Source organism: Dactylosporangium sp. NPDC050588 (assembly GCF_040654975.1).
GTDB classification, from domain to species: domain Bacteria; phylum Actinomycetota; class Actinomycetes; order Mycobacteriales; family Micromonosporaceae; genus Dactylosporangium; species Dactylosporangium maewongense.
Genome location: NZ_JBFAJA010000094.1, coordinates 34721 through 52844, shown reverse-complemented (window position 1 = coordinate 52844; position 18124 = coordinate 34721). Strand labels below are relative to the sequence as shown.

Below are 18124 nucleotides of genomic sequence, written 5' to 3'. Positions count from 1 at the left end.
TCGGCGACGATGCGGTGGTGGCAGGCGAGCGCGATCTCCAGGCCGCCGCCGAGCGCGGAGCCGTTGATCGCGGCGACGACCGGCCGGCCGAGCGTCTCGAGGCGGCGCAGCGCCTGCTTGAGCCGGCGCGTGTCGGCGTCGAGCGCCGCGGCGTCGGTGACCCGCACCAGCGACTCGAGGTCGCCGCCGGCGAAGAACGTCTGCTTGGCGGAGGTGAGCACGACGCCGGTGATGTCGTCGCGCTCCCGTTCCAGCCGGTCCACGGTGGCGACGAGGCTCTCGCCGAACTCGTCGTTCATCACGTTCGCGGAGCGTCCCGGGTGGTCGAGGGTCAGCAGGACGATCCCGTCCTCGCCGCGCTCCCAGCGGATGGTGTCAGCCATGTCTGTGTCCCCCTACAGGCGTTCGATGACGGTTGCGATGCCCATGCCGCCGCCGACGCAGAGCGTGGCGAGGCCGTAGCGGCCGCCGCGCCGCTCCAGCTCGTCGGTGAGGGTGCCGAGGATCATGGCGCCGGTCGCGCCGAGCGGGTGGCCCATGGCGATGGCGCCCCCGTTGACGTTGACGATGTCCATGCTGAGTCCCAGGTCGGCGACGAACCGCAGTACCACGGCCGCGAACGCCTCGTTGATCTCGACGAGATCCAGGTCGTCGACGCCGAGGCCCGCCTTCGCGAGGGCCTTGCGGGCGGCGGGCGCGGGGCCGGTGAGCATGATGGTCGGGTCGGCGCCGCTGACGGCGGTGGCGACGATGCGGGCGCGGGGCGTCAGGCCGGCGGCGGCGCCGACCGCCTCGTTGCCGATGACGACGAGCGACGCGCCGTCGACGATGCCGGAGGAGTTGCCGGCAGTGTGCACGTGCTCGATCCGCTCGACCCAGTGGTACCGCTGCAACGCCACCGCGTCGAAGCCGCCCATCTCACCGATCATCGCGAACGACGCCGGCAGCTGCCCGAGACCCTCCAGTGTGGACGCTCGCAGGTGCTCGTCCCGGTCGAGGACGACGAGGCCGTTGCGGTCCCGCACCGGCACGACGGACCGGGCGAAGTAGCCGTTGGCCCAGGCCTTCGCGGCCCTGGTCTGCGACTGCAGCGCGTAGCGGTCGACGTCCTCGCGGCTGTACCCGTCGAGGGTGGCGATCAGGTCGGCGCCGATGCCCTGCGGCACGAAGCCGGTGTCGTAGTTGGTCTCCGGGTCGAGGGCCCACGCGCCGCCGTCGGAGCCCATCGGCACCCGCGACATCGACTCGACGCCGCCGGCGAGGACGAGGTCCTCCCAGCCGGAGCGGACCTTCTGGGCGGCGACGTTCACGGCTTCCAGCCCCGACGCGCAGAACCGGTTGAGCTGCACGCCGGCGACCGTGTCGGGCAGCCCGGCGGTGAGGGCGGCGGTCTTGGCGATGTCGGCGCCCTGGTCGCCGAGCGGTGACACGACGCCGAGCACGACGTCGTCGATGCGGGCCGGGTCCAGGCCTGGCGCCCGGCGCAGCGTCTCCTCGATCAGGCCGCTGATGAGCGACACCGGCTTCACCGAGTGCAGCGCTCCGGTGGGCTTGCCGCGGCCGCGCGGCGTGCGCAGCGCGTCGTAGATGTACGCCTCGGATGCCATGACCACTCCTCGCCTAAACGCTCTCGGATGCGAATCCCGCCTAACTTTCTGTGCCGGTGCGCTCAGTTGTCAAGCGTTGTCGTGGCGGCGTTAACCTGTACCCTGTGCGAACAGCAGCGAACAGCGCGGAGCCCGCCACGCCGGCGAAGCGGCCGAAGGACCGCAAGGACCGCATCGCCCTGGCCGGCGCCGAGCTGTTCTGCGAGCGGGGCTACCACGGGGTGTCCGTCGACGAGATCGCCGCGGTCGTCGGCATCAGCGGACCCGCGGTCTACCGGCACTTCCCGAACAAGTACGCGATCCTCGTGCACGCCACCCGGGACCTCGTCAACGCGCTGCTCGCCGCCACCACCGAGGGCACCCTGGACGAGCTGCTCGCCGCGGTCGCCGGGATCGCCGTGGCCAAGCGCCGCGCCGCCGGGCTGTACCAGTGGGAGCGGCGGTACCTCACCGGGGAGCACCGCCGCGAGTTCGGCGCGGGCCTCACCGAGCTGGTCGGCCGCCTCGCCGGGCCGCTGCGCGCCATGCGGCCCGAGCTGGCCGCGGGCCAGGCGGAGCTGCTGGTCAACGCCGCGCTCAGCGCATTCGGCAGCGTCACCACGCACCGCGTGGCGGCCACCGGCACCGACACCGCGCGGCTGCTGACCCGGGTCGCGTGGACCCTGCTGCGCGCCGACCCGCCGCAGCTGCCGGCGGGCGGCGTGGACGCACCCGCGGTGATCAAGCCCGCGTCGCGCCGCGAGCTGCTGCTCATCGAGGCGATCCGGCTCTTCCACCGGCACGGCTTCCACGCCGTCTCCGTCGAGGACATCGGCCGCGCGGCGGGCATGCAGGCGTCGAGCGTCTACCGGTACTTCCCTAGCAAGGCCGACCTGCTCGCGGCCGCCTACTACCGCGCCACGGACCGGCTCACCGGCGCGACGAGCACGGCGATCGCGGAGGCGAGCGACCCCACCGACGCACTGCGGCGGGTCGTGGCGGCGTATGTCGACTTCGCGTTCGGGCAGAGCGACCTGGTCGCGGTCTACCTCGCGGAGAACAACAACCTGCCCGACGCCGACCGGCACCAGCTGCGCGGGGCGCAGCGCCTGCACGTCGAGGAGTGGGTGCGGCTCGTCGGCGCGGTCCGGCCGGAGCTGCCGGTCGCCGACGCAAGGGTCCTCGTGCACGCGGCGCTCAACGTGGTCACCGACATCGGCCGCCTGGGCGGCTTCGACCGCACCCCCGGCTACTCCTCGCAGACGGCCGGTCTCGCACTGGCGGCTTTGCACGCCTGAATCACGGTTCACGCGCCTGACGTCGGATCTCTTCCCAATAAGTTAATCGGGAGTTACAGTCCCTCCAGAGCTGATCCGTCGGCCGAGGAGGCTGAGTCCGTGACCGCCAACCTGGACCTCGCGACGCGCTGCGCGGACATCGCCGCCGGCACGAGCATTCCCGCACTACTGCACCGCAACGCCACCGAACACCCCGACCTGGTGGCGCTGAGCACCTTCGGCACCGATGACTCCGTCACCTGGCTGGAGCTGCGTGACCGGGTCGCCGCCGTGGCCCGGGGGCTGAGCGCCCTCGGCCTCTCCCCCGGCGACCGCATGATCATGAGCCTGCCGAGCCGCATCGAGCACTGGGTCGCCGACCTGGCCGCCGTGCACCTCGGCGCCGTCCCCTGCACCGCCTACGCCACCCTCAGCGCCGAGCAGCTGCGGTACATCGCCCAGCACAGCGGCGCGAAGGTCATCGTCGTCAACGGCCTGCCCGAGCTGCGACGCTGGCAGGCCGTCCTCGGCGACCTGCCCGCCGTCGAGCACGTCATCGTCGTCGAGGAGGACTCGGTAGAGGCGGGGACGACGGCACTGTCCACAGTGGCCTCCGACGGCGCCGCGCTGCACGCCGCCGACCCGTCGGCGTTCGAGGAGGCGTGGCGGCAGGTGCGCACCGAGCAGCCCGTCACGCTGCTCTACACCTCCGGCACCACCGGCGACCCCAAGGGTGTCCTGCTGTCGCACCGCAACGTCGTCTACCAGTGCGGGGTCCTCGAAGGGGCGGTGGAGGTGCCCGACCACCCGCGCACCCTCGCGTACCTGCCGCTCGCGCACATCGCCGAACGCGTCCTGGGCATCTACAACCTGCTCTACCGCGTCGGGCACGCCACGATCGTCACCGACGGCAAGCAGCTCGTCGCCGCGCTCCGCGCGGTCCGGCCGCACTCGTTCTTCGGCGTCCCCCGCGTCTGGGAGAAGATGGCCGCCGGCGTGCAGGCCCAGCTGGCCACCGCCGACCCGGCGGTCCGGGCCGCGTTCGAGACCGCCAGCGGCCTGGCCCGGGAGAGCTTCCACGCCCGGGCCGACGGGAAGGCCCTGGCCGAGGACCAGGCGGCGCAGCTCGCCGCGCTGGATGCCAAGGTACTGGCACCGATGCGCGCCCTGCTCGGCCTCGACGAGATGCGCTGGGCCGGCAGCGGCGCCGCGCCGATCCCCGTGGACGTGCTGGTGTTCCTGGCCGGCCTCGGCGTCGACGTGCTCGAGGTGTGGGGCATGACGGAGACGACCGGCACCACGACCATCAACACCCCCACGACCTTCCGCCCCGGCACCGTCGGCCGGGCCAACGCCGGCATGGAGGTGCGCCTGCTCGACGACGGCGAGATCCAGGTCCGCGGCCCGCTGGTCTGCCTCGGGTACCTCGACGCCGACGGCTCCACACAGTCCATCGTGGACACCGACGGCTGGCTGTCCACCGGCGACGTCGGCGCCGTCGATGCGGACGGGTTCCTCACCATCACCGACCGCAAGAAGGAGCTCATCATCACGTCCAGCGGGAAGAACATCTCCCCCGCACAGATCGAGAACCTGCTGCGCGTCAGCCCGCTGATCGGCCAGGCCGTCACCATCGGCGACCGGCGCCCGTACATCACCGCGCTCATCGTCCTCGACGAGGAGGTCGCCCCCGTCTGGGCCGCGTCACAGGGCCTCGCGGACGTCGGCCTCGCCGCGCTCGCCGCCGACCCGGCCGTCCACGCGGCGGTGTCGGCGGTGGTCGCCTCGGTCAACGAGCGCCTGTCCCGCCCCGAGCAGATCAAGACCTTCCGCATCATGCCGTCCGCGTGGACCCCCGAGACCGGCGAGCTGACCCCGTCCCTGAAGCTCCGCCGCCGCATCGTCTCCTCGAAGCACGCCACCGTCATCGAGGAGATGTACGCCTGACCCTTGCCCGGCGCGGCGGTGGCGATCACCGTCGCGCCGTAGTGCTTGGCCATCACCACCGCGGCCTGCCCGGTGCCGCCGGCCGCGGCGTGGACCAGGAGGGTCTGGCCCGCGGTGAGGCCGCCCAGCGGCCGGAGCGCGGCCAGGGCGGTCGGCCAGTTCACGAGCAGGCCCAGCGCCTCGTGGTCCTGCCATCCCGGTGGGACGCGCCCGCGGTCAGGACGCGGGGGTGCCGAGGAGGGAGCGGGTGACGGACTCGGCCTGGGAGAGCATCTCGTCGAGGGCGGTGGCGAGGTGGGCGTCGGTGGGGTGGGTGCCCTCCTCGGCGGCGATGAGGACGGCGCGGCGGAGGAGTTCCTTGGCGAACGAGGCGGTGACGCCCGCCGCGGCGGCGGCCGCACGGTCGAGCGCGGGCTCCGTGAAGGGGAGGTTCCGGGCGTACAGGCGCAGCAGGCGGCGACGGGAGGCCTCGTCGGGCAACGGGATCTCCACCGCCAGGTCGACGCGGCCGGGGCGCTGGGCGAGGGCGGGTTCGAGGACGTTGATGCGGTTGGTGGTGAGCAGGAACGCGACGTCGGCGTCGTCGCCGAGGCCGTCGAGGGTCTCCAGGACGGTGAACAGCAGCGGCTGCGGGCCGTGGTGCAGCTCGCGGCTCTCGGCGACCAGGTCGCAGTCCTCCAGGACGACGAGCGCCGGTTGCAGCGCGCGGGCCATCCTGGCCGCCTCCGCGACGAACGCGATCGCCGGGCCGGCCAGCAGGACGACGGTGACGTCCGGCAGGGCGGACAGCAGGTACCGGACGGTGTGGGTCTTGCCGGTGCCGGGCGGGCCGTAGAGCAGCAGGCCGCGCTTGAGGTGCTGGCCGGCGGCGCGCAGGCGGTCACGGTGCTCGGCGATGCCGGCGACGTGCCGGTGGACGCGGGCGAGCACGCCGTCGGGGAGGATGATGTCGGCCTCGGTGACGTCGGGGCGGCGGTGGAACGAGATCTGGCCGACGCCGCGCTCGTACGCCGAGCCGCCCAGCGACAGCACCTGCCCGCGCAGCACCGACCGTTGCAGCATGAGGGTGCCGACCTCTTCGATCAGGCGGGCCGCGACGCCCTCGGCCGCGGTGACGACCTCCATCCGGGCCATCGCCTGGCCGACGCGCATGTCGGGCGAGCGCTGCAGGACGGCGACGGGCGCACCGTCGTACATGAGCAGCCGCAGCCCGAACGACACCGCCTGGCGCGCCGTGTCCGGCCCGGTGGCGACGCTGGCGTAGTCGACGGCGGCCACGCCGAACTGGTTATACCGCCCGGCGTGCTGCAGGATCTCGCTCAGGGACTGGTGCCGGCGCTGCTCGCCGCCGCCGATCCCGATGAGCGCGTGCCGCCCGCCGCGACGCTGCACCTCGTCGAGCGCGATGTCGAGGTCGACGAACTGGTGCCCGGCGAGCTCCTCGGTGACGACGGGCAGCCGCCGCGGGTCGCTGCCGAGGTGATCGGTCAGGACCGGGACGAGCTGCCCGTCGGTGTCCTGCCGCTCCCGGTGGTCGCTGACGACCTCCTCCAGGAACGCCTTGAATGCCGTGACGAAGTCCCCCGCGCGTTCATCCACCGCCGCATTCTCCCCCATCAGGAGCCGCGGCGGGGCGTTCAGCTCGTGGCGCGGTGCAGTTCTTCGCGGCCGACGTGCAGCTCGACGACGTCGTCGGTCACCCCGCTGATCTGGTTGCCGGCGGCGTAGACGTCGTTGGAGAGGAATCCGGTGCCGTCGATGCGCGCGTACCCGGTGCCCATCAGGTGCTCGGCGATCCCGGCGATCGTGTCGGGGCGGATGTCGGTCCCCGGCCCCTGCACCGCCGCCACGACGCCGATCTGCTCCCCGGCCTCGTCGACGACCGGCATGCCCACACCCACCCGCAGGAACGGCTGGGTGTCAATGACGATCTCGTCTCCCGCTGACGCACCTGGCTGCATGCACCAGATGTTCCCCACCAGGATGATCCGAAACACCGGACATCGAAATCCTCGACAGGGTTAGTATACTGAGTATTATACGGGGCATGATATCGAGGAAGTCGATCCGATGAGCGTCCGGCACGCGCTGCTGGCGCTGCTCAGCGAGGGTCCGAAGTACGGGCTGCAGCTGCGCGAGGAGTTCGAGGCGCGCACCGGTGAGGTGTGGCCGCTCAACGTCGGGCAGGTCTACACGACCCTGCAGCGGCTGGAGCGGGACGGGCTCGTGGAATCCGACGGCGACGCCGAGCCCGGGCCGCAGCGGGGGTTCCGGATCACCGACGACGGGGCGGAGGAGCTCGCCGGGTGGCTGCGCACCCCGCCCAACCTGGAGTCGCCGCCGCGCGACGAGCTGGTCATCAAGGTGCTCGTCGCGGTCCGCCTGCCGGGCGTCGACGTGCACGAGGTCATCCAGACGCACCGGCGGTACCTGGTCGAGCTGATGCAGCAGTGGACCCGGCTCAAGGAGGAGGAGGCCGACCTCGACCTCGGGCTCGCGCTCGTCGTGGACGCCGAGCTGTACCGGCTCGACTCGGTCGTGCAGTGGCTGGACACCGCCGACGGCCGACTGAAGCGCGCCGCGCTCGAGCCACCCAGGGAGCGGCCCGCGACACCGCTGATCCGGCGCCGGACGGGGGTCCGTCGATGAGCGACGTGCTGCGCCTGGACGGCGTGTCGAAGACGTACCTCGACGGCAGCGACGAGGTCCACGCCCTGCGCGAGGTGTCACTGACGGTCGAGGCCGGCAAGATGGTCGCGGTGATGGGGCCCAGCGGCTCGGGCAAGAGCACCCTGCTCACGATCGCCGGGGCGCTGGAGTCGCCGACGAGCGGCGAGGTGCACGTCGCGGGGCAGCCGCTGAGTGGGATGTCGCGCGACGACAGGAGCCGGCTGCGGCGGCGCGCCATCGGGTACGTCTTCCAGGACTTCAACCTGCTGCCCGGCCTGACCGCGGCCGAGAACGTGGCGCTGCCGCTGGAGCTCGACGGCGTCCCGGCGGGCAAGGCCCGCGCCGCCGGCCAGCGGGCGCTCGACGACCTGGGGCTCGCGGACCGGGCGGCCCGCTTCCCCGACCAGCTGTCCGGTGGGGAGCGGCAGCGGGTCGCGATCGCGCGGGCCGTCGTCGGTGACCGGCGGCTGCTGCTCGCCGACGAACCCACCGGCGCCCTCGACTCGGCGACCGGCGAGACGGTCATGCGGATGATGCTGGCCGCCTGCAAGCGCGGGCTGGCCGCGGTCATCGTGACCCACGACGCGCAGCTCGCCTCGTGGGCGGACCGGGTCGTGTTCATCCGCGACGGGCGCATCGTCGACCGGACGGCGCCGCGCCCCGGGCCCGAGTCCCTGCTGGCCGGCGAGGCGGCCCGATGAGCCCGACGAGCGCTGTCGTGGCGGAGCGGCCGCCGCCGGTGCTGGGCAAGGGCCACGGCGGCATGCCCGCGCGCCGAGCGGTCGTGCGCTGGGCGTGGCGGCTGTTCCGCCGGGAGTGGCGCCAGCAGTCGCTCGTCCTGGTGCTGCTGGTGATCGCCGTCGCCGCGACCACGGCCGGGCTCGGCTACGCCGGCTCCGCCGGCGATCCGCAGGCCGCGACGTTCGGCACCGCCAACCGCCTGGCCACGATCGGCAGCACCGGCGCCCAGGCCGACGCCGACCTCGCCACGCTGCGGACCTCGTTCGGCACCATCGAGGTCATCAACCATCAGAAGATCCCGGTGCCCGGCTCGGCCACCGCGTACGACCTGCGCGCCCAGGACCCGGACGGCCCCTACGGACGCTCGATGCTGCGCCTCACCGCCGGCCGCTACCCGCAGGGCGCGGACGAGGTCGCGGTGACCCCGCGGGTGGCGAAGACGTTCGACCTGCGCGTCGGCGGCACCTGGGACCAGGGCGGCCGGCGTCGCACGGTGGTCGGCCTGGTCGAGAACCCGCTCAACCTGCTCGACCACTTCGCGCTCGTCGCGCCCGGTCAGGCCGGCGCCGACGCGCAGACCGCCGTGCTGATCCGCTCGACCGAGCAGCAGTTCCGCGACGCCCGCAAGCCGGACGGGATGTCGGCCCAGTTCCGCGGCACACAGACGGACCCGGGCACCATCACGGTCCTCGTGCTCGCCACCATCGGCCTGCTGTTCGTGGGCCTGCTCGCCGTGGCCGGGTTCACCGTGCTGGCCCAGCGGCGGATGCGGGCGCTCGGCATGCTCGGCGCGATCGGCGCGAGCCACCGGCACATCCGGCTGGTGCTGGTCGCGAACGGCGCCGTCATCGGCGCGACCGGCGCGCTCATCGGCGCGGTGGCCGGGCTCGCCGGATGGACCGCCTTCAGCCACCGGCTGGAGCCGCTGATCGGGCGCCGCATCGACCGCTTCGACCTGCCCTGGTCCGCGTTCGCCGCCATGCTGCTGCTGGCGGTCCTCACCGCCGTGGGTGCCGCCTGGTGGCCGGCCCGGGCCGCCGCCCGCGTCCCGGTCGTCGCCGCGCTGTCGGCGCGTCCGGTGCCGCCCCGGCCGGCGCACCGCTTCGCGCTGGCCGGCCTGGCGCTGCTCGCCGCCGGGCTCGGTGCGCTCTTCACGTCGCACCACGAGGAGCCCCCGTACCTCATCGGCGGCGTCCTCGGCGTCGCCACCGGCCTGCTCCTGCTCGCCCCGCTGGGCGTGGCCGCAGCCGGCCGGCTGGCGCGGTTCGCCCCGCTGGCGCCCCGGCTGGCGCTGCGCGACCTGGCCCGCTACCGGGCCCGCTCCAGCGCCGCGGTCGCCGCGATCACGCTCGCCGTCGGCATCGCGGCCGCCCTCGCGCTCGCCGCCGCCGTGTCCGTCGCCAAGGCGGCCGCGCCGGCCGGCGGCAACCTGCCGGCCGACCAGCTCGTCGTGTGGCTCGGGCCGTCCGGCCTCGACGGACCCGTGCCGACGACGACACCGGACCAGGAGGCCGCCGCCCGGCATCAGGTCGACGCGATCGCCGCCGCGCTGCACGCCACATCGGTGCTCCCGCTCCAAGCGGCGATGGACCCGAACGGGCCGCGGGCCGGCGACTCCGGCGGCGGGCGTCCGGTGTCGCAGATGGGCATCCCCCGCCACGAGACGGTCGGCGGGCGCACGAGGACCCATTACAGCAGCGACGAGGCCGACCCGCTGGTCGTGGCGACGCCGGAGGTGCTGCGCCACTACGGGATCGACCCGGCGAGCATCGCCGCCGACACCGACATCGTCACCTTCCGCGCCAGCTACGACGGGTACGACCTGTTCCCCACCGACCAGCACGACTGGCGCCCGAAGGTGCAGCACGCGGACCTGCCGGCGTACCCGTCGCTGCCCGGCTCGCTGATCACCGGCCACGCCATGGCCACGCTGCGGTTGCAGGCGGTCCCGGGCGGCTGGCTGGTCCGCGCCCCGCGGCCGCTCACCCAGGCCCAGATCGACCGGGCCGAGGAGACGGCCGAGCGGTCCGGGCTCACCGTGGAGACCCGCCCGACGGGCGCGGACGTGGCCCGGGTGGCGCTGTTCGCGACCGCCATCGGGATCGCGGTCGCACTCGGCGTGCTCGCCGTGACGGTCGGCCTGATCCGCAGCGAAACCGCCCGCGACCTGCGCACCCTGACCGCGACGGGCGCGCCGCGCCGCACCCGCCGGGCGCTGACCGCCGCGACCGCCGGTGCGCTCGCCCTGCTCGGCGCGCTGCTCGGCACGGCCGGCGCCTACCTGGCGCTGCTCTCCTGGCACCACCGGGCGCTGCACTGGCTGGGCCACCCGCCGTCGGTCGCGCTCGCGACGATCCTGGTCGGGCTGCCGGCGGTCGCGTACGCCGGCGGCTGGCTCCTGGCCGGGAAGGAGGCCCCGGCCCTGTCCCGCCAGGCACTCGACTGACGCTCCGCCGGCCCGCCTCCGAGGCGCTCTAACGGGCGGCGGTGACGGCGCCGACGAGGCGGGCGGCGGTGACGGCGAGGCGGTGGCCCTGGTGGCGGGCGGCGGCGAGGGTGGCGGCGCTCGGGGCGCTCTCGGCACCGGGGTGGGCGATGCCGTAGGGGTTGCCGCGGGCCGCGTGGATGGCCGGGTCGGTGTAGCCGGGCGGCACGATGAACGCGCCCCAGTGGTAGAAGGTGTTGTACAGCGCGAGCAGCGTCGACTCGTTGCCACCGTGCGGGTTGGCGGCGCTGGTGAAGGCGGTCGCGGCCTTGTCCTGCAGCCGGCCCGCCGCCCACAGCCCGCCGGTGGTGTCGATGAACTGCTTGAGCTGGGCGGCGATGTTGCCGTAGCGGGTCGGCGAGCCGAAGGCGCATGCGTCGGCCCAGATCAGGTCGTCGTGGGTGGCGACCTCGACGTGCCTGGTGGCGTCGAGGTGCGCCCGCCAGGCGGGGTTGGCGTCGACCGCCGTGTCCGGGGCCAGCTCCGGCACGCGCCGCAGGCGCACCTCGGCGCCGGCGTCGGCCGCGCCGGCCGCGATGGCCTCGGCGAGCGTGTGGACGTTACCGGTGGCGGAGTAGTAGACGACGGCGACCTTGGCACCCATGACGGTCCTCCAAGTGGAATGTTTTCCGCTTACGGTCACGAGACTAAGCGGAATGAGTTCCACTTACAAGGGATGGGAGGATCGTCACGTGCACCCACTGCCCATGGCCGGCCAGCCGCCCGCGGAGCGCGCCGACGCCGCCCGCAACCGGCAGCGGCTCGTCGACGCCGCGCTGCGGATCGTCGCGGCCAAGGGCGTCGCCGGGCTGGCGCTCGACGAGGTCGCCCGCGAGGCCGGCGTGGGCGTGGGCACCGCGTACCGGCGCTTCGGGGATCTGAGCGGCCTCGCGTACACCTTGATGGAGGGCCACGAGGTCCGCTTCCAGGAAGCGTTCCTCGACGGTCCCCCACCCCTCGGCCCGGGCGCGCCCCCCGCCGCCCGCATCCGCGCGTTCCTGCACGCGCTGCTGGACCTGCAGCGCGACCAGTGGGAGCTGCGGCTGCTCGCCACGAGCACGGCGCAGGGGTGGGGCAGCGGCCCGTACAAGACCTATCATCTGCACCTGGTCACCCTGCTCGACGAGCTGGACCCGGCCCGCGACGCCGCCTACACCGCCAGCGTCCTGCTGGCACTGCTGCAGCCCGCCGTCCTCGACCACCAGCAGCGGGTGCTCGGCCTGACCCCCGACCGCATCAGATCCGGCCTGGACACCGTCCTGGACGCCCTCCTCGGCCACGGGTGACGCCGCCGGCGGCACCGGGATCGGCGCGGGTGACGCCGCCGGCGGCACCGGGATCGGTCTCGAAACGTCGCTGAGGACCTTCTGACGCCGGCCCCACGATCCGACCCGATGCCACGGCATGCAGCCGGAAGGATGGACGACCTGTGTGGACGATGCCCACGGTGACCGCCGGGCCCGAACGGCTCCTGCTGGAGCACATGCTCGACCGCGCCCGGCAGGCGCTCATCGACACCGCGCGCGGGCTGACCGAGGACCAGGCGCGGCAGCGACTCGTGGCGTCGCTGACGACGCCGATCGGACTGGTCAAGCACGCCGCGACCGCCGAACGCATCTGGTTCCAGCGGGTGCTGCTCGGCCTGGACGCGGCCGAGTGCGACGGGCCCGCCGCCGGCGGTGACGGCAGCTTCGTCGTCGCCGGCGACGAGACCCTGGCGGACGTGATCGCCGAGTTCGAGCGGGCGAGCGACCGCTCCCGCGCGATCGCCGCCGGCTTCGAGCTCGACGACACCAGACCCCACCCCGTCGCCGGCGACGTCAGCCTCCGGTTCGTCTACCTGCTGCTGATCGAGGACCTCGCCCGCCACGCCGGCCACGGCGACATCCTCCGCGAGCAGCTCACGCGGTCCGCAGCGCGTCCGTCGGGTTGAGGCGGGCGGCTCTGACCGCCGGGTAGACGCCCGCGACCACGCCGATCAGCAGCGTCGCGGCGAAGCCACCGCCGACCGCCGACAGCGGCACGAGCGGGTGCCAGCCACGGTACGCGGCGACGGCGTGGGTGACGGCCGCGCCGAGGATGACGCCGGTGAGGCCGCCCAGCAGGGACAGCAGGAGGGACTCGGTCATGAACTGGACGGTGATGTGGCGGCGGGCGGCGCCCAGAGCACGGCGCAGGCCGATCTCGGTGCGGCGCTCCAGGACCGAGATGACCATGACGTTGGCGACGCCGACGCCGCCGACGAGCAGGGTCACCGCGCCGAGGCCGAGCAGCAGTGACGTGATGGAGTCCGCGACGAGCAGCCGGGAGGCCAGGGCGTCGGAGGGGCGGCTCACGTTGACGCTGTTCGGTTCGGCGGGGTTGACGGCGCGGGCCAGCATCCCCGCGACCGGGACCGTCCGGGCGGTGTCCGCGCGGACGTACAGGCGCGTCGGGTGGCCGTCGTAGCCGAAGTACGACGCGGCCACCGGCAGGCCGATCAGCGCGGCCCGGTCGATCTCGGGAGCGAGCTCGAACGGGCGCAGCACCCCCGCGACGGTGAACCAGTGCTCGCCCAGCCAGACGCGCGTGCCGGCGTCGACCTGGGCGATGCCGAGCGCCGTCGCCGCATCGTGGCCCAAGACCACGACGGGATACCGGGCGGTGGCGTCGTTGAGGAAGACGCCGGTGGCCAGGCGGCCGTCGAGCGTGTCCAGCAGCGACGGTTCGGTGGCGCGGACCTCGACGCCGCCGCCGCGGTAGGCGGGCACCAAGTCGGTGCGGAACACCTGCAGGCGCGGCACGCCCGCGGTCGCCGTCACCTTCAGCACGCCGTCGGTCCGGGCGGCGCCGGTCGCCGAGGACGTGGGCAGCTTCGCCTCGTCGCCGCCGATGCGGGTGCCGTTGGCGACGGTGAGCAGGTTGGTGCCGAGATGGTCGATGCGGGCGAGGAGGTCGGCCTGGCTGGAGCGGGTGATGCCGAGGACCCCGACGATGGCGGCGACGCCGATCGCGATGCCCAATGTGGACAGTGCGGCGCGCGTGGGGCGGCTGCGCATGCCGATGCTCGCGAGCGGGAGCAGGTCGGCGGCGCGTACACGGGATCTCATCCGGACCGTCCAGTCAGCGTGTCGGCGACGATCCGGCCGTCGCGGAGGTCGACCCGGCGCGGGCAGGCCTCCGCGACGACGGCGTCGTGGGTGATGACGAGCAGCGTCACGCCGTCCGCGTGCAGTTGCCGCAGCAGCACGAGGATCTGCCCACCGGTCCTGCTGTCGAGGTTGCCGGTGGGCTCGTCGGCGAGGACCAGCGCGGGACGGCCGACGAGCGCGCGGGCGATCGCGACGCGCTGCCGTTCGCCGCCGGACAGCTTGCCGGCTGGGTGGTCGACGCGGTGCGCGAGGCCGACCCGGTCGAGGGCGTCGGCCGCCGCCCGCCGTCGCGACGACGCGCGCACGCCGCGGTACAGCAGCCCGTCGGCCACGTTGTCGGCCGCGGACCGGTGGTCCATCAGGAAGAACTGCTGGAACACGACGCCGAGCGTGTGCGCCCGCAGGCCGGACAGCTGCCCGTCCGTCAGGTCCTCCACGGCGTGCCCCGCGAGGCGCACCGAGCCGCTCGTCGGCCGGTCCAGCCCGGCGGCGAGGTTCAGCAGCGTGGTCTTGCCGGAGCCCGACGGTCCGACCACGGCGACCATCTCCCCGGCGGCGACGGTCAGGTCCACGCCCCGCAACGACTCGACGGGCGGGGTGCCGGGGTACGTGCGCGCTGCCTGTACCAGAGCCAGAACGGCATCGGTCATGTCACAGGCACCTCGACGCGCATGCCTTCGGTGAGCTCGCCGCCGGTGATCTCGACCATGCCGGCGTTCTCGTCGAAGAGCCCGGTCGTGACCGTGATCAGGCGCCGGCCGGACCCGTCGACGACCGCGACCCGGTAGCCGCCGTCGGCGGCGGCGAGCAGCGCGGTGACCGGCAGCCGCAGCACGTTCCTGCGCTGCGACCCGGTGATCGACACCTGGACGGGTGCCTGGTCGAGCGCGGGCGCGCCGGACGGCATGGTCACGGTGACCACCATCGACACGGTGGCCGGCCCCGGCGGGCCGTTGTTGCCCTGCTCGGGCGCGGTCGCGACGGTGCCGACCTCGCGGACGGTCCCCGGGACGGGGGCGTCCAGTCCGGGCACGTTGACGGTGACCGGGTCGCCGGCGTGGACGCTGCCCTGCCGGCCGGCGCTCAGCGCGACGCGGACCACGCGGGCGGTCGTCGTCGCCGACAGCATCGGCTCGCCCGGCCCGGCGGACGCGCCGACCTGGACGAGGGCCGCGCCGACCCGCACCGCGCCGGGCAGAAACGCGACCTGCCCGAGCGGCAGCCGGCCGGTGCGCTGCGCGACGGGCAGGCCGCGGGCCGCCTGCCAGCGCCGGACCGCGGTCGCGGTGGCGTCGCTGAAGTGCCGGTCGACGGTGATGCCGTGACCGGGGTCCAGGCCGAGGGCGACCAGGTTCTGCTCCAGCTGGAGCACGTCGACGCCGTCGCTCATGCCCGCGGCCAGCTCCCGGTACGCCGGCACGGCGCCGTAGAGCAGCGTCGCCGGGACGCCGGCCACCGCGTAGAGGTCGGCGCCGCGGACGACAGCGGTCCCGGGCGCCGGCACGGCGGTGACGACGCCGCCCGGCAACTGGTTCACGACGGTGTACGCGCCGTCGAAGCCCAGCACGCCGGCGACCTGGACGCGGGCGGCGACGTCGCCGCGGGTCACCGGTGCCGTCGTCGTGCGCACCTGGGGCGCCGCGACGGTTTCGGGCTTCTGCGGGCGGGTCATCGCCCAGCCGGCCACGCCCGCCGCCAGCAGCGCGCTGCCGGCCGCTACCACTCGTGCCCTCATGAGATCGCGATCTTCTTGTCGTAGATGCTCTTGCAGGCGTCCAACGCGGTCAGGACCCGCTCGCTCTTGCCCTCGTTCTCCAGCGGCGTGCCGACGAGCGGGAACGTGCCGTCCGCCTTCGGGTCGGGGAAGCCGTCGATGCCGTGGTCCCGCATGCACTTGGCGAACGCCTTGAGCTTCTCCATGTCCGCGGCGCTGGGCGGCTCGGCGGAGCGGGGCGTGCCGAGCGCCGCCATCTCGTCCATGATCGCCTTGCACTCGGGGACCTGCTCGCTGAGCGCCCTCAGCTGCTCCTTGACGTCCCGGCCGTCGCCCGGCCAGGCGAGGCGGTCGCCTTCCATCACCGGGTCCGGCATGTCGGGGTACCCGTGGTCGCGGGCGCACTGGGCGAGGCGACGACCCACGTCGAGGGCCTGCTGGGTGTTGATCACGGTGGGGTCCTGCTTCTCGGCCGCCGGTGAGCAGCCGGCCAGGAGCGCCACCAGTACCAGCGCCAGGAACGGTCTCGATGTCATGTGCTCACGGTCGCCGTTCACCGGCATCACCCGCGTCTGGCCGCAGACCGATCTTCGGGGTCTGTCGTGCGACAGATCCGCGACCGCCGCGACGCACGTACGCTCGGACGATGCAACGCCTGCTGGACGCGTCGCTCATCGCTGTGCTGGTCGCCGCCACGTTGCTGTGGAGCGACGCGCTCCTGCTGTTCGGTGAGCCGGACTTCAAGGTGCTCGCCACGTTCGGCACCGTCGCCGCCTGGCGGCTGCACACGCTCTGGTGGAGCCTCGCCGCGATCCCGTCCGCGGTCGCGATCGTCCTGCGGCACCGCTGGCCCCTCACCGCGACGATCCTGGCGATCTGCGCGGCCGAGGTGCACCTCCTCGACCCGGTCCTCAAGTCGCCGCCGACCGACGTCGCGGTCTTGATCACGATGTACGCCCTGACCAGCTCCGACCACCGCCGCCAGACGGTCCTGGCGGCCCTGGTCGCGACCGAGGCGCTGCTGCTGTCCGGCGCGCTGGCGCAGGGGATCGGCCTCGCGCCGGACCCCGCCCGCCCGCTGACGTCCGTGGCCGACCACCTCGGCCGGGCATCGAAGGCCTTGTACGCCGCCGTCCACGGCGACGCGCTGCCCATGCTGGTGCGCGCGCTGCAGTCCGCGGCCGTGCCCGCGCTGCTGCTCGCCGCCACCTGGGCCGTCGCCGACAGCGCCCGCACCCGGCGGCTGCACGTCGCGGTCCTGCAGGCCCGCGCCGACGACCTGGAACGCGAGCAGGAGCAGCGCACCGCCCTCGCCGTCGCCTCCGAACGCGGCCGCATCACCCGCGAGCTGCACGACGTCGTCGCGCACGGCCTGTCGGTGATGGTCGTGCAGGCCCAGGGCGCCAAGGCTCAGCTGCACCGCTCCCCCGAGCGCTGCGACGCCGCGCTCACCACGATCGTCACCACCGGCCGCGCCTCCCTCGCCGAGATGCGCCGCCTGCTCAACCTGGTCCGCGCCCCCGCCTCCCTGTCCCCGCAGCCCGGCCTCGCCACGCTCCCCGAACTGATCGACCGCGTCCGAGCCAGCGGCGTGCCGGTCACCTTCAGCGTGTCCGGCGCCCCGGCGACCCTGCCCGCCGTGATCGAACTGGCGGCCTACCGGATCGTCCAGGAGGCTCTGACGAACACGCTCAAACACGCCACGCCGGGCGCCTCCTGTACGGTGGAGCTCACCTTCGACCCCTCCGGCCTGCGGATCCTCGTCTGCGACGACGGCCGCTTCATCGCACCCCTGACGCCCGGCAACGGCCTGCGGGGCATCACGGAGCGGGTCACCGCCCTCAACGGCGTCCTGACCGCCGGCCCGTCCCCCGACGGCGGCTTCGAGGTGTCGGCGTTCCTGCCCCTGGCGCTCGTCGCATGATCCGCGTCCTGCTCGCCGACGACCAGTCCCTCGTCCGCGCCGGCTTCCGCATGATCCTCGACGGCACCGACGACCTGGTCGTGGTCGGCGAGGCCGCGGACGGCCTGCAGGCCCTGTCGGTCGCCGCGTCGGTGTCCCCGGACGTGATCCTGATGGACGTCCGCATGCCCGGCGTCGACGGCATCGAGGCCACCCGCCGTCTCCGGACCGCCCTCCCCCCGTCCGCCCACCTCACGTGATCATCCTGACCACGTTCGACCTCGACGAGTACGTCTACGCGGGCCTCCGCGCGGGCGCCGCCGGCTTCCTGCTGAAGGACGCCCTCGACACCGAACTGACGCAGGCGGTCCGCGCCGTCGCCGGCGGCCACAACGTCGCCGCCCCGACGGTGACCCGCCGCCTGGTCCAGCACTTCGTCTCCACCGACCCCCGCCCGTCCGACCTCGTCCCCATCGACGTCCTGACCGCCCGCGAACGCGACGTCCTGCACCTGATCGCCGAGGGCATGTCCAACCAGGAGATCGCCACCCGCCTCACCATCTCCGAAGGCACGGTCAAGACCCACGTGAGCCGCATCCTCGCCAAACTCGGCCTCCGCGACCGCATCCACGCCGTCATCTACGCCCACCGCACCGGCGCCGCCTGACCC

Annotated in this window: 17 protein-coding genes and 1 pseudogene; 9 read left to right on the top strand and 9 right to left on the bottom strand. The window is 73.9% G+C overall.

The annotated features are described in order from the left end of the window. Together AB0I21_RS46865 and AB0I21_RS46860 are read right to left on the bottom strand one after the other, a co-directional pair. On the bottom strand, nt 1-383 hold a 383-nt coding region (locus tag AB0I21_RS46865; RefSeq protein ID WP_360570848.1), incomplete at its 3' end, for an enoyl-CoA hydratase-related protein. A gap of 12 nt (nt 384-395) precedes the next feature. Then, entirely contained in the window at nt 396-1607 is a 1212-nt protein-coding gene (locus AB0I21_RS46860) for an acetyl-CoA C-acetyltransferase (RefSeq protein WP_360570846.1), read from the bottom strand. Nucleotides 1608-1711: 104 nt separating this feature from the next. Here AB0I21_RS46860 and AB0I21_RS46855 point away from each other — a divergent pair, with 104 nt between their 5' ends. After that, the gene (locus AB0I21_RS46855; RefSeq protein WP_360570844.1) at nt 1712-2884 is read left to right on the top strand and encodes a TetR family transcriptional regulator; all 1173 of its coding nucleotides are present in this window, start codon (nt 1712-1714) and stop codon (nt 2882-2884) included. Between the two features lie 99 nt (nt 2885-2983). Beyond that, nucleotides 2984-4810, top strand: a complete 1827-nt coding sequence (locus tag AB0I21_RS46850; protein ID WP_360570842.1) for an AMP-binding protein — start codon at nt 2984-2986, stop codon at nt 4808-4810. Nucleotides 4811-5026: 216 nt separating this feature from the next. On the opposite strand, the gene AB0I21_RS46845 is transcribed toward AB0I21_RS46850, so the two are convergent. Continuing rightward, complete coding sequence (locus AB0I21_RS46845) at nt 5027-6409, bottom strand: AAA family ATPase (protein WP_360570840.1); 1383 nt, start codon at nt 6407-6409, stop codon at nt 5027-5029. A gap of 38 nt (nt 6410-6447) precedes the next feature. Continuing rightward, complete coding sequence (locus AB0I21_RS46840) at nt 6448-6771, bottom strand: hypothetical protein (protein WP_360570838.1); 324 nt, start codon at nt 6769-6771, stop codon at nt 6448-6450. A gap of 109 nt (nt 6772-6880) precedes the next feature. On the opposite strand from AB0I21_RS46840, the gene AB0I21_RS46835 reads away from it, so the two are divergent. From AB0I21_RS46835 to AB0I21_RS46825, 3 genes are read left to right on the top strand one after another with little or no spacing between them, the layout of a single operon-like run. Next, entirely contained in the window at nt 6881-7459 is a 579-nt protein-coding gene (locus AB0I21_RS46835) for a PadR family transcriptional regulator (RefSeq protein ID WP_360570836.1), read from the top strand. Further along, nucleotides 7456-8181, top strand: a complete 726-nt coding sequence (locus AB0I21_RS46830; protein WP_360570834.1) for an ABC transporter ATP-binding protein — start codon at nt 7456-7458, stop codon at nt 8179-8181. Before AB0I21_RS46835 ends, AB0I21_RS46830 begins: the two co-directional genes overlap by 4 nt. Continuing rightward, on the top strand, nt 8178-10667 hold the full coding sequence (locus AB0I21_RS46825; RefSeq protein ID WP_360570832.1) for an FtsX-like permease family protein: 2490 nt from the start codon (nt 8178-8180) through the stop codon (nt 10665-10667). Before AB0I21_RS46830 ends, AB0I21_RS46825 begins: the two co-directional genes overlap by 4 nt. A gap of 28 nt (nt 10668-10695) precedes the next feature. Here AB0I21_RS46825 and wrbA read toward each other — a convergent pair whose 3' ends face one another. Beyond that, nucleotides 10696-11310, bottom strand: coding sequence for an NAD(P)H:quinone oxidoreductase (wrbA, locus tag AB0I21_RS46820; RefSeq protein WP_360570830.1), 615 nt, complete (start codon nt 11308-11310; stop codon nt 10696-10698). Between the two features lie 88 nt (nt 11311-11398). Between wrbA and AB0I21_RS46815 the strand changes: the two genes are divergently transcribed. Together AB0I21_RS46815 and AB0I21_RS46810 are read left to right on the top strand one after the other, a co-directional pair. Further along, a complete protein-coding gene (locus AB0I21_RS46815; RefSeq protein ID WP_360570828.1) occupies nt 11399-11992 on the top strand; it encodes a TetR/AcrR family transcriptional regulator in 594 nt (197 codons plus the stop codon). A gap of 161 nt (nt 11993-12153) precedes the next feature. Further along, nucleotides 12154-12639, top strand: a complete 486-nt coding sequence (locus AB0I21_RS46810) for a DinB family protein (RefSeq protein ID WP_360570826.1) — start codon at nt 12154-12156, stop codon at nt 12637-12639. Here the strand turns inward: AB0I21_RS46810 and AB0I21_RS46805 are convergent. Genes AB0I21_RS46805 through AB0I21_RS46790 form a run of 4 tightly spaced genes read right to left on the bottom strand, consistent with a single transcriptional unit; the run spans nt 12608 to nt 16087 of the window. Continuing rightward, a complete protein-coding gene (locus AB0I21_RS46805) occupies nt 12608-13795 on the bottom strand; it encodes an ABC transporter permease (RefSeq protein ID WP_360570824.1) in 1188 nt (395 codons plus the stop codon). The two genes, AB0I21_RS46810 and AB0I21_RS46805, sit on opposite strands and share 32 nt — an antisense overlap. Then, on the bottom strand, nt 13792-14487 hold the full coding sequence (locus tag AB0I21_RS46800; RefSeq protein ID WP_360570822.1) for an ABC transporter ATP-binding protein: 696 nt from the start codon (nt 14485-14487) through the stop codon (nt 13792-13794). Before AB0I21_RS46800 ends, AB0I21_RS46805 begins: the two co-directional genes overlap by 4 nt. After that, entirely contained in the window at nt 14484-15572 is a 1089-nt protein-coding gene (locus AB0I21_RS46795) for a peptidoglycan-binding protein (RefSeq protein ID WP_360570820.1), read from the bottom strand. Before AB0I21_RS46795 ends, AB0I21_RS46800 begins: the two co-directional genes overlap by 4 nt. Then, nucleotides 15569-16087, bottom strand: a complete 519-nt coding sequence (locus tag AB0I21_RS46790; protein ID WP_360570818.1) for a hypothetical protein — start codon at nt 16085-16087, stop codon at nt 15569-15571. Before AB0I21_RS46790 ends, AB0I21_RS46795 begins: the two co-directional genes overlap by 4 nt. A gap of 110 nt (nt 16088-16197) precedes the next feature. On the opposite strand from AB0I21_RS46790, the gene AB0I21_RS46785 reads away from it, so the two are divergent. Both AB0I21_RS46785 and AB0I21_RS46780 read left to right on the top strand, forming a co-directional pair. Beyond that, nucleotides 16198-17475, top strand: a complete 1278-nt coding sequence (locus tag AB0I21_RS46785) for a histidine kinase (protein ID WP_360570816.1) — start codon at nt 16198-16200, stop codon at nt 17473-17475. Then, nucleotides 17472-18121: pseudogene (locus tag AB0I21_RS46780) on the top strand (response regulator transcription factor). The gene AB0I21_RS46785 and the pseudogene AB0I21_RS46780 overlap by 4 nt, the downstream one beginning before the upstream one ends. Nucleotides 18122-18124 lie beyond the last annotated feature (3 nt).

Excerpts from the sequence above, each read along its gene's own strand:
- AB0I21_RS46860 (WP_360570846.1), bottom strand. The coding sequence starts at position 1,607 with ATGGCATCCGAGGCGTACATCTACGACGCGCTGCGCACGCCGCGCGGC.
- AB0I21_RS46840 (WP_360570838.1), bottom strand. The coding sequence starts at position 6,771 with ATGCAGCCAGGTGCGTCAGCGGGAGACGAGATCGTCATTGACACCCAG.
- AB0I21_RS46835 (WP_360570836.1), top strand. The coding sequence starts at position 6,881 with ATGAGCGTCCGGCACGCGCTGCTGGCGCTGCTCAGCGAGGGTCCGAAG.
- AB0I21_RS46830 (WP_360570834.1), top strand. The coding sequence starts at position 7,456 with ATGAGCGACGTGCTGCGCCTGGACGGCGTGTCGAAGACGTACCTCGAC.
- AB0I21_RS46825 (WP_360570832.1), top strand. The coding sequence starts at position 8,178 with ATGAGCCCGACGAGCGCTGTCGTGGCGGAGCGGCCGCCGCCGGTGCTG.
- wrbA (WP_360570830.1), bottom strand. The coding sequence starts at position 11,310 with ATGGGTGCCAAGGTCGCCGTCGTCTACTACTCCGCCACCGGTAACGTC.
- AB0I21_RS46805 (WP_360570824.1), bottom strand. The coding sequence starts at position 13,795 with ATGAGATCCCGTGTACGCGCCGCCGACCTGCTCCCGCTCGCGAGCATC.
- AB0I21_RS46800 (WP_360570822.1), bottom strand. The coding sequence starts at position 14,487 with ATGACCGATGCCGTTCTGGCTCTGGTACAGGCAGCGCGCACGTACCCC.
- AB0I21_RS46795 (WP_360570820.1), bottom strand. The coding sequence starts at position 15,572 with ATGAGGGCACGAGTGGTAGCGGCCGGCAGCGCGCTGCTGGCGGCGGGC.
- AB0I21_RS46790 (WP_360570818.1), bottom strand. The coding sequence starts at position 16,087 with ATGACATCGAGACCGTTCCTGGCGCTGGTACTGGTGGCGCTCCTGGCC.
- AB0I21_RS46785 (WP_360570816.1), top strand. The coding sequence starts at position 16,198 with ATGCAACGCCTGCTGGACGCGTCGCTCATCGCTGTGCTGGTCGCCGCC.